Raw genomic sequence first — 14,369 nt, 5'->3', positions numbered from 1 at the left:
CGATGCAAGCGGTTAGCGAACTTTTTCGAAAAAACATACGTCAGTACGGCATGATTATCGCCTTAATCTTCATCACCATCTTGTTTCAAATTTTGACGGGCGGCATCTTACTCAAACCGCTCAACATTACGAATCTGATCTTGCAAAACAGCTACATTTTGGTGCTGGCCATCGGGATGGTGCTTGTGATCATCACTGGACATATCGATTTGTCCGTCGGCTCCATCGCCGCCTTTATCGGGGCTTTGGCTGCCATCATGTTGGTGGATTTTCAGTTGCCAACGTTCCTTACCATTATCATTTCACTGGTGATCGGCGGGCTGATCGGTGCCTGGCAAGGATTTTGGGTCGCTTACGTAAAAATCCCCGCCTTTATCGTCACATTAGCCGGGATGCTGCTGTTCCGGGGCTTGACGATGATCGTGCTTGGCGGCCAGTCGATCGCACCATTCCCGAAATCGTTCCAACGCATCAGTTCCGGCTTCATTCCCGACTGGTTTGGCGGCAGCAGCCTTCATATCCTGACGATTCTGCTTGGTCTGGCGCTCTCCCTTCTCCTCATTTGGCAGGAATGGAAGGAGCGGCGAACCCAGCTCAAATATCAGTTTGAGGTCGCGCCGATTTGGGTGTTCGTCACGAAGCTCGTACTGCTCGTTGCCATCATCAACATATTTACCTTTGTGCTGGCAACCTACAACGGGCTGCCGAACATCTTGATCATCCTGTTCTTCCTGATCGTCATTTATTCGTTCGTTATGAACCGAATGGTGGCGGGCCGCCATATCTATGCGCTTGGAGGCAATGAGAAGGCCGCCAAACTCTCCGGCGTCAAAACCAAAAAGGTGACGTTCTGGGTCTTCGTCAACATGGGCGCCCTGGCTGCACTGTCCGGCCTGATCTTCGCCGCCCGCCTCAACTCGGCTACGCCGAAGGCCGGGACGAACTTTGAGCTCGACGCGATCGCGGCCTGCTTCATCGGTGGCGCCTCTGCCTCCGGCGGCATCGGTACCGTCATCGGCGCGATTATCGGCGGCCTGGTCATGGGCGTGATGAACAATGGCATGTCGCTGATCGGGCTTGGGGTGGATTGGCAGCAAGGCATCAAAGGGCTGGTCCTGCTTCTCGCCGTCGCTTTCGATATTTACAATAAGTCGAAGACGACTTAACCCCAGGACCTTGATGTTCCTAAACCTCCGCTATCGATTTGGCGGAGGTTATTTTTTTGAAGGCTAGCTTGAGCGGGAGTATAATGAAAGACAGGATGATCTACCTATTTTTTCCACAAAGCAGGTGATTCCCTTGTCTAGCTCCCATCTGACCAAGGCGAAATCTGGCTTTTTCCGTCGGAATCCTAGACACTCCTTGGGGAGTGTCGTTTTTTTATACAGTCGCCCTTCATTGTTGATTTCGTTTGCTCCAAAGACAGATTACATTAAGATTGTTCCATTCATCACATTCTTTGGAGGTGAAAGTTATGTCTGCAGATCGTCACACCCATCACGTTTATTTTGTTGGCGGAGGGATCGCTTCACTGGCGGGGGCCGCGTTCCTGGTTCGGGACTGCGATTTTCCCGGCCAACATATTCATGTGTTGGAGGAAATGAAGGTGCTAGGCGGCAGCAACGATGGTGCCGGAGACGGTGAACGCGGATATGTGATCCGCGGCGGCCGGATGCTGAATGATGAGACTTATGAAAATACATGGGATTTGCTGCGCTCCATCCCTTCGATAGACCACCCGGGACTTTCGGTGCGGGATGAGATCATCGCTTTCGATACCGCCCACCAGACGCATTCCAACGCTCGGTTAGTCAACCGGGACGGCCAGGTTGTAGACGTGACCTCTATGGGCTTTGATATGACGGACCGGATGGCCATGGTTAAGCTGATTATGGCCCCTGAAGAGAGCCTGGGCACTGCGCGGATCAATGACTGGTTTGGCCCGCATTTTCTCAAGACAAATTTCTGGTACATGTGGGCAACCACCTTTGCCTTCCAGCCTTGGCACAGCGCTGTGGAGTTTAAAAGATACATGCTTCGGTTTATGCATGAATTCCCGCGAATCCATACGCTGGAAGGAGTCACCCGCACACCTTATAACCAATACGATTCCCTCATTCTCCCGCTGCAAAAGTATTTGGAGAAGCACGGCGTAGACTTTTCGCTGAAATGCACCGTTACGGATCTGGACTTCCGAGAAGGCGATGAGATCACCGTGACGCGGATACACTATCTGAAAGACGGCGAGCCGCAAGTCCTCGATTTGGGCGAAGACGATCTGGTGATCGTCACCAACGGCTCGATGACGGAGAGCTACAGCCTAGGCTCTATGAGCACAGCGCCGAAGCTGAACGGCAAGGGCAGCTCTTGGCAGTTATGGGAGCGGATAGCCGCCAAGAAACCGGGCCTTGGACGTCCTTCCGTCTTCGCCGACCATATCGAAGAGTCCAAATGGGAGTCGTTTACGGTGACTTGTCAGGACTCGCGTTTTTTTGACCGGATGGAAGCTTTCTCCCGCAACAAGGCGGGCACCGGCGCACTGGTTACCTTCAAGGATTCGAGCTGGTTCATGTCCATCGTGCTGGCCCATCAGCCGCATTTCCGCAATCAACCGGAGCATGTGAAGGTCTTCTGGGGGTACGGATTATTCCCGGATCGAGCCGGCGATTACGTGCCTAAGAAAATGTCCGAATGTACCGGTGAGGAGATTCTCACCGAGTTGCTGCACCATCTCCACTTCCAAGAAGACATGGAAGCGATCTCTCCACCGCCAACTGTATTCCATGTATGATGCCGTTCATCACCTCGCAGTTCATGCCTAGAGCGATCGGCGATCGGCCAAAGGTCATCCCGGACGGCTCCACCAACTTAGCGTTTATCGGTCAATTCTGCGAAATCCCGGACGACGTTGTCTTCACTGAAGAATACTCTGTTCGGACGGCCCGTATGGCCGTGTATGGCCTGTTGGGACTGAACAAGCCGATTGTCCCTATCAATCAGTACCAGTACGATGTACGTACGTTGCTGCAAAGCTTGGTCACTTCCTTCCGCTAAGAATGGACAGGGGTGATAAAAATTGCCAAAACGACCCATTTCGGATAAACTAGGCTTAATTGAATCTTAAGCAAAGTGAAGCACACTTACGCATCTGTCCATCTTGGCGCGCGTAGTGTGCTTTTTTGCGTTTGGAAAGGAAGTGTGACCTGTTGTTGGTATCAACATCATCTTTAGTCCAACAAGTCGGTGAGGAATCGCAAAGCGGGAACTATGGGAAGAAAATCATCCCTCATGACGAAGCGTTTAAAAAGCTGTTGCATACGTTTTTCGCGGAATTTATCGCATTGTTTTTTCCTGCACTTGAATCGCAGCTGGACTTCAGCCAAACCCGTTTCCTTATGCAAGAGCAGCTTGTGGATGTGGTGGGAGAAGAAGCGCGTACGCTCGATCTCCTGCTGGAAACCAAATATATCGGTACGGATGCCTTCATCCTCATCCATCTGGAGCCTCAATCGTACCGACAAGCAGACTTCCACGAACGGATGTTTATCTACTTCAGCCGGCTCTTTGAGCGGCACCGGAAAGAGCACCAGCTCATCATCCCTATCGCCATCTTTACATCCGCAGAGAGTAAAAATGAGCGAAATTCCTTAAACATGTCGATTCTGGGAGAGGATATCCTCCAATTTCGGTTTCTGAAAGTCGAGCTCATCAACCAACCCTGGCGCAGATTCATTGATTCCAACAACCCCGTGGCTGCTGCATTACTCGCTAAAATGGGCTACAATAAAGGGGAGGAACGGGAGCTCCGTCTAGCCTATCTGCGCATGCTGCTGCAGCTCAGCCAAAGACTGGATCAAGCCCGTCTAGCGCTAGTGATGTCTATCGCCGATTTATATTTCGAGCCGGATCCCCGGCAGGATGAAGAAATGCTTCGGGAGCTGGCGAAACAATATGCAAAGGAGAGTGAAGTGATCATGGAATTAATGCCCGCATGGATGCGTCAAGGATATGAGAAAGGGTTGGAAGAAGGCCTGGAGAAAGGTATAGAACAAGGGATCGAAAAAGGATTTGAAAAAGGGATCGAACAAGGCACCCTCATAGAACGCCGGCAAATCGCGCGCAGGTTGTTATCCAAGGGCTTCACTCTGGAAGAAATTGCGGATATGACCCAATTGTCTATCGAGGAAATCAAAAAGATTATGAATTAAGGAATTAGCCAACGGACAAAGAAAAGAAGCCGCATCTACGCGATCGGCTTCCTTCTTCGGTAATTGGAATATATGACTTGGCTATATTTATTTAACAAGCGGTCAAGAACAACCGACTGATGGAGAACCCGTGCATGGCGCATTCCGTATCTCTGTGCGAGCCGATTTAATTCTTGTCTTTCCAATTCGATCCGAAATCTGATTTTTTCAGAATTGTTCATCACTATCACCCTAGGAACATATTAGAAGAGGTTGCCAAATATTGCATAATGAGACCTAATGCAAGAAACAAAAAAAATTCCATTTTTTGAAATGGAATTTTAAAATAGGGCCAGTAGGATCTAGCCAAGCCTTATTATAGATTTCTATTAGTAAATGAATTAACCCCATCCGTGAGAAAATAACGTCATAGCTACCGGATAAAAGCTAACCATAATTATAGCCGAAACCGCCCAAAATGCTTTCTTTTTCATTTTCCCACACCTTTCTACATAACTCAGAATAAGTATTGCATTGTTTCAAAGAGGCGTGCTTCCGATGCAACTCAAATAATGCCATATTATTAACTATCAGATCTTTGCTGTTTAACAATATACTTAACTCCATACTGAATAAGAGATGATATATCCCTTCTTCATATAGAGCTTTTCGAAAATAATAGAGTGCGTAGTTCTGAAAAAAAACTGCACGTCTAAATATAAGTGATGGCTCTTTGTAATTCGATTTTGATGTCTGTTTGATTTTTCTATAATCATCAATATCATCGGAGAATTTATTTAAAATTTCATCGATAAAGTAATTATGTCGATTAGACGCCTCAATTAACGTGGTTAGCCCTTCAACAATTTCACCTGGATGCTCTTCAAGGAATTTTACATACTCCCCTATCAACTCTCGATTTCCTGATTTGATATCCATGCACATCCAGTTAGCGTATGCAAACATCTTAAGTTGCTCTACTTCGGCTTTCCCCGCTTCATCGAGACCCTCAAACCAGCTCAAATCTGCATACTTCGGAATCCACTTCTTGGATTCTTCAAACATTCCACGGTACTCATAAGAGCTAGATTTAATTAAATAAGCTCTTCCATAATAGTAGACCAATGGACGTTTAGGTTTGAAGTCTTCATCCATCCAGATGCGTCTGTTGTAAAGGGCTTCGGTGAATTGACAGAGCTCATCCGCATAATTCTCAACTTCAGACCAATTAAATCTCAGTGCGTAAATCTCAGTTAGCATCAGTAAACCATCGAGAGCATAGGCTTCAGGCAACCGATATCTGTAAGGTAAAAATTGCAATGCAGCTTTAAAGCCTCTTCTCGTATCAGTTTGAAATATTTGAAATATCCGATAGTAACTCATCGCCAAGCGTTCGGAGTGGCTAGATCGCTCACTTTCGATAACGCTTTCATAGAGTATAACCGCAGCCTCTTTCCAACCTTGTTCATACATCATTTCGGCTGTATCGAAAATGCCCGCGATTTGTTTCAAATCCTCTAACAAACGGTTTAGAACCTGTTTAATGCAGTCATGCTTCTGCAACTCGGCGCATCTCAGCAGGAACGGCCGCAGCCTCCTCCAATGCGGAGCCGTTGAAGTAAAACATTCATCTGCGTATAAATCGTAAAAGTGTCCTTCAGGCAACCCCATCGCAGCCGTAATCCGATCCAATTGTCCGATGGCAATCGGCCGGTTCCCGTTAATAATTCCGCTTAACGTTCCGACGTTCACCCCGGCGGATTCCGAGAAACGGTGCAGGGTTGTCCCTTCGCTCTTGATGTAATCTTCCAGTTCTGCGCGAATCGTGGTTGTAGATATCAAAAAATTATCACCCCCCAATTCCGCGACCTTCTGCGAGCCAAAGGATTCTCGGCTAACAGAGGAGTCAAACGACATCCAATGACATCAAGCAACACCATATCCTACTAAACTTCCAATATATGTTTACATAATAATCCTAAATTTGACAATCGTCAATATGAAAAAAGACCGATAAGCAAACTTTTTGTCTGCTTATCGATCTTTATGGGGGTTCTTAGATTTCCAGCTCCGCCGCAGCCGCATTAGCCTCCACTTGCGCAGGGTTCTTGCAGCCCGGAATCACCGTGCTGACAACAGGATTCTTCAGGCACCAGGCCAAGGCCCACTGAGCCATGTCCACACCCTCCGGCACTTCATTCCGCCGAATCTCTTCCACTTCCTCCAGCTTGCGCCGGGTGCTTTCCGGATCATGACGATGGCGTACATCGGTTTCGCTGAACACCGCGCCCGGTTTATACTTGCCGCTCAGATAACCGCTCGCCAGAGGAACTCTTGCAAGCACACCGAGTTGCTGGCGCTCGCAGGACGGGAACACCCGATTCTCCGGCACGCGGTCGAGCCGGTTATAAACCACCTGAATCGCCTCCACCCCTACCTTCGTTGAAGCTTCGGTCTGATGCAGGTTGTCGTTGCTGCCGATCGACGTGCCCAGATGGAGGATTTTCCCGGCTTGTTTTTGCTTATCCAGCAGCGTCCAAAGTTCATCATTATCAAACGCCGCATCCGGGCCGGAATGAAACTGATACAGATCGATATAGTCCGTCTTCAACGCTTTCAGCGAAGCATCAAGCTGTTGTAGTACCGCCGCAGCATCAAAGCGGTCCGTCCGCGTAAACCGTTCATGAAATTGATGCCCAAATTTCGTGGCGATCAGCCAGTCCTCCCGGTTGCGCCGGCTCAGATAATCCCCGATAAACGATTCGGACAGATGGTCGCCATAACATTCTGCCGTATCGATCAGATTGATGCCCAGCTCCCGGCCCCGATCCAAGATCGCATCCACTTCCGCTTGCGTGTAGTTTAAACCCCACTCCCCGCCGAATTGCCAAGTTCCAATGCCGACCACGGAAACGTTGAGACCGGTTTTTCCTAATGTCCGATATTTCATGTTCAAGAATCCCTCCGATTCGTCTCTATTTCAAGTAAAATACCTCGCGCATCGGCACGATCGGCTGCGGCTCATTAAAGTCAAACGAACCCTCCACCATGCCCGACGTAATTGCATTCCACCGCTGACACACCTCGCTGGCCGCAATGTACTTGAACGCCGCGTCCGGATCATCGCATTCAAAGCAATAGAAGAACTGATTCCCCTGCTGAAAAATCGAATAATTGCGAATCCCGGCTTTGCGATGCTCCTCCAGCACCTCGGGCCATGGGTTCAAATGCATCTCTACATAAGCCTCCAGTTGATCTTCCTTCACCCGCCAGGTCCAGGCAAATTTCCGGCTTGGACTGATTTCCATGATCATCCCTCCCATGAAATTTTCATACCATTGCATACTACTTGAAAAAACGTCGAATCAGCTTCAGCTTGCCAGCCGTATAAGGCGGATAGATGAAGCTCAAGTTCACCCGCGTTGACTTTTTCAGCACGCTTTTCCGATGAGAGAAGGTTTCATAGCTGTAACGGCCGTGGTAGGCTCCCATCCCCGAAGAGCCGACACCGCCAAAGGGCAAATACGGGCTCACCAGATGCATGACCGTATCGTTCACGCACCCTCCGCCAAATGAAACGGACTCCATCGCCTTCCGTTCCGTGGCGGCATTGCTCGTAAACAAGTACAACGCCAGCGGCTTGGGCCGCTCACCAATCTCCCGGAGCGCCACATCTAGGTCTCGATAGTCCAGCACCGGCAAAATCGGTCCAAAAATCTCTTCCTGCATCACGGAGTCTTCCCAGCTGACGTTGTCCATAATCGTTGGCCCCAAATACAGATCCTCACGGTCTCCGTCCCCGCCAACCACAACTTTGGACGGCTCAAGCAATCCCATCAGTCGGCTCCACTGCTGCTCATTCACGATCCGCCCGTAGTCAGGGCTTTGCCTTGGATCCTCACCGTAGAAGGCTTTGATCTGCGCCTTCATTTTGGCAACCAGCTCCGCTCGCACCGACTCGTGAACGAGTACATAGTCCGGAGCCACGCAGGTCTGACCTGTATTTAGGAACTTGCCCCAAACGATACGCTGCGCAGCCAGATCGAGGTCCGCCTCTTGATCCACGATGCAAGGACTCTTCCCGCCAAGCTCCAGGATAACCGGCACCAAATGCTCCGCAGCGGCCGCCATGACGATCTTTCCAACCCGAATACTTCCGGTGAAAAAAATAAAATCCAGCGGCGCATGGATCAGCGCAGACGTCGCCTCCGGCCCTCCCTCTATGACTCGTATGTAATCGGGTTCAAAATATTCGCCAAGCATCTCGGCGATCACCCTGGAGACATGAGGGGTATACTCCGAAGGCTTCACGATCGCGGCGTTTCCCGCAGAGATCGCTCCGATCAACGGGTCGATCACCAGCATAAACGGATAGTTAAACGGGCCGATGATCAAGGTCGAGCCGTAAGGCTCCCGATAGATGTAGCTGCTGGAGCCGATATGGGCCAGCGGAGTTCGAACCCGCTCCGGCTTGGCCCAACGCCTCAGATGCTTCATCACGTAGCGGATGCTGTCGTAAGCATAACCCACTTCCGTGCTGTAGCCTTCAAATTCAGGCTTGCGCAAATCTCGCTGCAGCGCTTCCAAAATGCGCGTTTCATAACGTTTAATCGCGGTCTTCAGACGTTCCATCTGACGCAGCCTGAATTCTACGGGCCGCGTGGCACCGGATCGGACGAATTGCTGCTGCGCGCGGACGACCTCCGAAATAGTTTGCTCTAAGGTTTGCGCCGGTTGCGGTTCGGTTGGAGCTTGGGTAGAATTTGCAATTTGACTCAAGGCGGTTCCCTCTTTTTCCCGAATAATCAATGTCATTCTTGTCTGTCTCTTCTATTGTAACCCGAAATGGGGGAGCTGGGCATCTTTGGACATTAAGCTTCAATTCAGGTTAGCGGCGTATGATGGTCTTGCCTGCTGCCAAGCCCTATCTATCTTGGCTTGAGGCGAACCTCAATGCAACACGGAATGGAGTGAAAGACCCATGAGCGAAAATCTCAAGAGGGCCGGCCGTCGCACTTCGAAAAAGAAGCTGGCCATTTATTTCCTCGTGCCTCTTTAGGGGCATTGGCGGGATTTTATATGGTTTGGTGGACCGCTATTTGATCGAGCATGTGGAAGTGGTTGTAACTCACCTATTACGTGGCAGATGTGCAAGTGAAGGATGCTCAGGTGCTGCAGTCCGCTTTTGCAGAAGACAGCTTTGGACGTAACATCACACAGACTACGTACCGGGATCCCCTAGGACACGATCCGTCAAGTGGCTCGGGGATTCGCCGGGGCAAAGCGCGGAATGGTTCTTACCGCGCGGGGGTTGGAGCAGCAGGTGAACGGCGTGGAGCATACGCTGCAGTACATGTCGTCGTCGACCTGTTCGAGACGGAGACGTCCGCCTACGCGGATTGGCTGCTGCCCGGCACGTCCTTCCTCGAAGTGGAAGAGACGATGACGAACCTCGAGGGCCGGGTGTTCTGCCGGCCCCGGGTGTGCTGTGCGCCCTCGCCGAACGGCTGGGCCCGCTTGACCACGCGGCGCGGGTCGCTGGAGGTCGCCGCCAAGGTGACGGCGGACATCCATCCGCGCACGATGTTTGTCCCGTTCCATTGGGGCGGCGACTTAGCTGTGAACCGGCTGACGAACGACGCCCTGCACCCCGTCAGCCGAATGCCGGAGTTTAAGATCTCCGCCGTTAGGGCGGAAAGCGTGGAAGCGGGGGACACTGGTTCCGGCGCAGACACAAGTGCTGACGGCGCTTCTTGGGGCAGCGCCCGGGACGACGGGGAGGCCAAGTACACTGCTGTGCAACACACCGCCGAGCGCACCGCTGATCCCGCCGCTCTTGTGGCATCTCGTCATGAGCGAAGCTGATGATTTATGTAACACAAAGGAGGCTATCCTCTCCAGCAAATTTGCTGGAGGGATAGCCCCTGTTTATATTAATCGCCGTCTTGAATTTGGATGCGTTTGGAGCGGGTCGGTTGCCGTTTCGGCACCTCCAGCTTCAGAACGCCATCCTTCAAGGACGCGCGAATATCTTCTTCAGCAATGTCCTGCACGTAGAATCTGCGTACGTATTCGCCGTGCCGGCGTTCCTTCCGAACGATTTGATGGTTCGTATCCTCCATGTTGTGGTCTTCATTACGAACCGCTTTGATTGTCAAGTAAGGTGCGGCATAGTCGATCTCGATGTCCTCTTTTCGGAAACCAGGCAATTCCGCTTCAACCAGATACGCTTGATCCGTTTCACGGATGTCCGTTCTGAAAGAAAGCGGCGAATTTTTAAACGGTGCAAAAAAGTCATCATTGAACACATCATTAAACGTTTTAGCCAACTGTCCAAACGCATCTTCCCTGTGTCTGCCAAAAGGAATCAAATCAAACATGATTATTCATTCCCCTTTCTTTAGTTTGACCTTATTTGACCTTACATCCTCATTATATGCTTCCACGACCAAAGTGACAAAAGTGATTTTAGCCCAAACAGCCTTGTATCGGGCGATTTTCGCGAATTTTTCCTCGTCGCTTAGGGCTTGACTTTTGATTTGACCTTCTTTGACCTTTGATCTTCACCAAATTTCCTCATAAAGATTTTCTGTCCTGCTGCCCTTTGGATGTGGAAGTAACGCTATCGTTAAGATACCTCGAGACATCGCAACCTATTCATGGTAAAAGTAAGATAACGAATTTATATCCTTACTGTTTACATGCCCGGACTAATGGTTTTTACATGGAGGTGGAGTTCTTGAACAAAACCATCAAACTTCGCATCGCCTGGATCATCCCAAACGTATTAATGTATCTTCTTTTCATCGGTATTGGTACTTTTATACTTTGCAATGCGAAGGGTCTAAGGGAAATCCATCGATTTGGCTATCTAAAAACTCGAAGGCTACGAAAAAAAGCGACTTCAACGTCGCTTTTCATAAGACTTAATATGAATATCCTATTATGTCCGTGAATTAGTCGGTTTCCGCCAGCTCCGCCTCAATCGCCGCCGCCAACTCCTCGTAGGAAGCGCTTGGCAGCAGCTCCCCGTTCACCATGAATTGAGGGGTTCCGTTGACCCCGTAGTAACCACCTGTTTTGAAATCTTCTTTGACCGGCAGCATGTAGGTATATTCTTTTAAATCCTTCGCGAACCGATCATAGTCGATCCCCTCGATATTCTTCTTCACGAAGTCCAGCAAAAAGTCAGGTGTCGCCCAAATTTTCGTCTCATCGCCTTGGTGTTCATACAGCTTACGCTTGAACTCCCAGAACTTCTCATTGCTCTGCGCCGCGATCGCCTCGCCCGCGCTGGCCGCCATGATCGAATCCCGGTCAATAAACGCATAATTAATGAAAAATAACTCGATTTTACCGGTATCGATGAAGTCCTGCTGCAGCTGGTCCATATAAGTTTCTTCCCACTTCTTGCAGGCCGGGCATTTGAAATCAGCGAACTCGATGACTTTGACCTTGGCGTTCGGATCGCCCAAATGCGGCTGTTTCTCATACTTCAAGCCTTCGGCGGTGTAATCGCCTTTGATTTCCGTGTAGTTCGGGAGATCCTTCAAACCGGAACCATCCGAATCTTTGAGGAAAACGATAGCCAACGTGATCACTAGGGCCCCGATCAAAATCAACGATATCACAAAAATCAGACCGGATTTCGCGGTCCCCCGGTCTGTTCCTTTTCCGCCCGCAGATTTGCCTGCCGTCCCCTTACCGGCGATCTTCTTGCCTTGGGTTGTCCTGTTGTACGCCGTCTTGTTGTTCGGAGCCGGTTTCCCGCCGCCGCTCCGATTGCTTCCCTTGTTATGGGCCATCCGCTATCCTACCTCCATATGGATTCGTTTCGTCCCCATTCTAGCGTATGGCCCACGGCAAGGGACGTAATTTAGGTCACAGAGTGCTGCTTCTTCAACTCCTCGATTTGTTGTTCGAGTCTTTGGAGGCGTTTATGCACTCTATAGAAATACGGTTATCATTCTGTTATAACCGCCGCAAGTATACAAACCGGCTGGCGTAATCGCCGGCCAAGGTCAGCGGCAGGCCGAGGCGCATCAAGGTGGAGCCGTGCCAGACGTTGTCTTCGGCCAAGTCGGAGGCGGAGCCGACGGGTTGGGCCGCGCGTTGATCGGCGGTGTTGTCCGCCTCCGCGGGTAGTGCCTCCCCCGGCACTGCAACCCGATACCGTGCATCCGGCTCTAACCCCCGCAGGCGCAGCCGCAGCTCCGCGTCGCCAAAATATTGTGCCTGGCGAAAGGCAAACACGGCGATTTCATCCCGGTCTCGGGCCACATACTGCCATGCGGCAACATCACCTTCCGCAAAAGAGGCCAGCCGATACAAATCGCCCTCAGCCACCAGATGACGCACCTTTTTATACAGCGCCACATAACGGCTGGCTTCGGCTATTTCCGCCTCGGACCAGCGGGCGATGTTCGCGCCGATGCCCAGCCCGCCCAGCATGGCGCTGTGGAAGCGGAACGACAGCGGCAGCCGCCGGCCGTTCATACCGTGCGGGGACTCCGTGACCCAGCACATCATGACGGAGGGGCTGTAGGCGTAGGAGAAGCCCTCCTGGATCGTCAGCCGGTCCCGGGCATCCGTATTGTCGCTGATCCAAGCCTGGTCCGCAAACCGCAGCATGCCGAGATCGATCCGCGAACCGCCTCCGGCGCAGGTCTCGAACTCCACCCGCGGGAAACGGCGCCGGAGCTCGGCCCAAATCTCGTACAAGTGGTTGACGTGCTTGATCCATACCGACTCCTCGGCGTGCTCGTGCAGCGGGATTGCGCCCGGCTCCGTGATCGTGCGGTTCATATCCCATTTGACGAAGGCGATGTCGTAGGTACTGAGCAGATCCGTCATAAACTCAAGCACAAACGCCTTGACCTCCGGCTTGCCCAAGTTCAGCATCAATTGATTGCGCAGCAGCGTTCCTTCACGCGTTGGGAATTGATAGACCCAATCGGGATGGTTCCGGTACAACTCGCTGTCCGGATTGACCGATTCGGGTTCAACCCACAGCCCGAAATCCATGCCAAGCCGTTTCACCTCGTCGATCAACTCCTGCAGTCCGTTCGGGAATTTCTGAGGGTTCACCTGCCAGTCGCCGAGACCGGCCCGGTCGCTGTGGCGCGCGCCAAACCAACCATCGTCGACGACAAACCGCTCCGCGCCGATCCGGGCCGCCTGTTTAGCCAACTCGATTTGCTCCCGGACGTTCACCGCGAATTCCGTCGCTTCCCAGGAGTTGTACAACACTTTTCGTTCCCGTGATCCGGGAAGCACGTAGTCCCGTTGATAGTTGTGCAAATTCCGGCTCATCTCTCCGAAGCCGCCGGAGACAAAGCCCCCCGTAAACACGGGGGAGGTGTAGCTCTCCCCGGGGCCCAAGGTAAACGCCCCATCGAAGTCATTGACCCCGCCGACAACGCGGACATGGCCAAAGGTGGTGGATTCCAGGACGATTTTCCAGTTGCCGCTCCAACTTAACGCGCCGAACCAAACGTTCCCGGATATCTCGTCCGCCTTGCCGCCATCCAGCGCAAACCAAGGATTGGCATGCGCACCGGTGAAGCCCTGCCGCGATTCCAGCACCTTTTTGCCTTCGGTGAGCGGGGCCCGCCGGAGTTGGTATTCACCGGCCCAGCGGCCGGTCACATGCGTCAGCCGGACGGACGGCTCGGCTGGGACAGACCAGGCCGCCGCCATGACTTGATCGATGCGAATCGGCCTCCCCTCCTCGTTCACTACCTTGGCCGAGCGTTCAATTAAATCATATTCCTCAATGACCCGGTAATGCAGCTCCACCCGCAAGTGATAATACTCGTCGCTCAGGCGGACCATCAATTGGTCGCCCCGCTCGCTACTTCCAATCTCGTATCCTTCATAACGCAGCCGCAAATCGCGGACGCCGTTTTGGAACCTCACCTTCAGGCAGGGCTCTGCATATAAAGTACCGCCCCAACCTCCATACTCCTCTCGTTCCCGATTCACCTCGGCATCGAAGGAACTGTGGTGACGGAGGTGAAGCAAATCGGCGCATTCCGCAGCCTCCACGGGCTCCCCCCAATAAAGGTGCTGCACCGTCCCGTTTTCGTTAATGCCAAATACATAAGACGAGCTTTTCATGCGGATATCAAATATTTTCCCCGCTTCCAAAACCTGAATCGCCAAACGAATAACCTCCTCTTC

The 14,369-nt window shown here is 51.6% G+C and carries 11 protein-coding genes and 1 pseudogene; 4 read left to right on the top strand and 8 right to left on the bottom strand.

The genetic code is table 11. From position 1 onward, the window contains the following. The first annotated feature begins 2 nt into the window (after positions 1-2). From mmsB to U9M73_RS19820, 3 genes and pseudogenes are all read left to right on the top strand, one after another. Positions 3-1,166 (top strand): multiple monosaccharide ABC transporter permease, encoded by a 1,164-nt coding sequence (gene mmsB, locus U9M73_RS19830; protein ID WP_009223865.1) that lies wholly within the window; start codon positions 3-5, stop codon positions 1,164-1,166. A gap of 308 nt (positions 1,167-1,474) precedes the next feature. Further along, positions 1,475-3,054: pseudogene (locus tag U9M73_RS19825) on the top strand (oleate hydratase). 152 nt (positions 3,055-3,206) lie between these two features. Further along, on the top strand, positions 3,207-4,208 hold the full coding sequence (locus U9M73_RS19820; RefSeq protein ID WP_323078736.1) for an Rpn family recombination-promoting nuclease/putative transposase: 1,002 nt from the start codon (positions 3,207-3,209) through the stop codon (positions 4,206-4,208). 35 nt (positions 4,209-4,243) lie between these two features. Here the strand turns inward: U9M73_RS19820 and U9M73_RS19815 are convergent, their stop codons facing one another. From U9M73_RS19815 to U9M73_RS19795, 5 genes are all read right to left on the bottom strand, one after another. Continuing rightward, the gene (locus tag U9M73_RS19815; protein WP_009223862.1) at positions 4,244-4,429 is read right to left on the bottom strand and encodes an aspartyl-phosphate phosphatase Spo0E family protein; all 186 of its coding nucleotides are present in this window, start codon (positions 4,427-4,429) and stop codon (positions 4,244-4,246) included. 205 nt (positions 4,430-4,634) lie between these two features. After that, entirely contained in the window at positions 4,635-6,047 is a 1,413-nt protein-coding gene (locus U9M73_RS19810) for a helix-turn-helix transcriptional regulator (RefSeq protein ID WP_323078734.1), read from the bottom strand. Positions 6,048-6,243: 196 nt separating this feature from the next. Then, entirely contained in the window at positions 6,244-7,137 is an 894-nt protein-coding gene (locus U9M73_RS19805) for an aldo/keto reductase (RefSeq protein ID WP_036644378.1), read from the bottom strand. Between the two features lie 25 nt (positions 7,138-7,162). Next, on the bottom strand, positions 7,163-7,495 hold the full coding sequence (locus U9M73_RS19800; RefSeq protein WP_260071602.1) for an L-rhamnose mutarotase: 333 nt from the start codon (positions 7,493-7,495) through the stop codon (positions 7,163-7,165). Between the two features lie 37 nt (positions 7,496-7,532). Next, positions 7,533-8,966, bottom strand: coding sequence for an aldehyde dehydrogenase (locus U9M73_RS19795; RefSeq protein WP_323078733.1), 1,434 nt, complete (start codon positions 8,964-8,966; stop codon positions 7,533-7,535). A 375-nt stretch (positions 8,967-9,341) separates the two neighbouring features. On the opposite strand from U9M73_RS19795, the gene U9M73_RS19790 reads away from it, so the two are divergent. Then, the gene (locus U9M73_RS19790; RefSeq protein WP_323078731.1) at positions 9,342-10,052 is read left to right on the top strand and encodes a molybdopterin dinucleotide binding domain-containing protein; all 711 of its coding nucleotides are present in this window, start codon (positions 9,342-9,344) and stop codon (positions 10,050-10,052) included. A 68-nt stretch (positions 10,053-10,120) separates the two neighbouring features. Here U9M73_RS19790 and U9M73_RS19785 read toward each other — a convergent pair whose 3' ends face one another. The 3 genes from U9M73_RS19785 to U9M73_RS19775 all read right to left on the bottom strand — a co-directional run bounded on the left by U9M73_RS19785 (position 10,121) and on the right by U9M73_RS19775 (position 14,351). Further along, positions 10,121-10,567, bottom strand: coding sequence for an Hsp20/alpha crystallin family protein (locus U9M73_RS19785; protein ID WP_009223855.1), 447 nt, complete (start codon positions 10,565-10,567; stop codon positions 10,121-10,123). A 576-nt stretch (positions 10,568-11,143) separates the two neighbouring features. After that, entirely contained in the window at positions 11,144-11,992 is an 849-nt protein-coding gene (locus U9M73_RS19780; RefSeq protein ID WP_323078728.1) for a DsbA family protein, read from the bottom strand. A 166-nt stretch (positions 11,993-12,158) separates the two neighbouring features. Next, positions 12,159-14,351 (bottom strand): alpha-galactosidase, encoded by a 2,193-nt coding sequence (locus tag U9M73_RS19775; protein WP_323078725.1) that lies wholly within the window; start codon positions 14,349-14,351, stop codon positions 12,159-12,161. Between the last annotated feature and the right edge of the window lie 18 nt (positions 14,352-14,369).

This window comes from Paenibacillus phoenicis (genome assembly GCF_034718895.1).
Classification (GTDB): Bacteria; Bacillota; Bacilli; order Paenibacillales; family Paenibacillaceae; genus Fontibacillus; species Fontibacillus phoenicis.
Note: the sequence above shows the minus strand (reverse complement) of the source record. Positions and strands in the feature narration are given on the sequence as shown.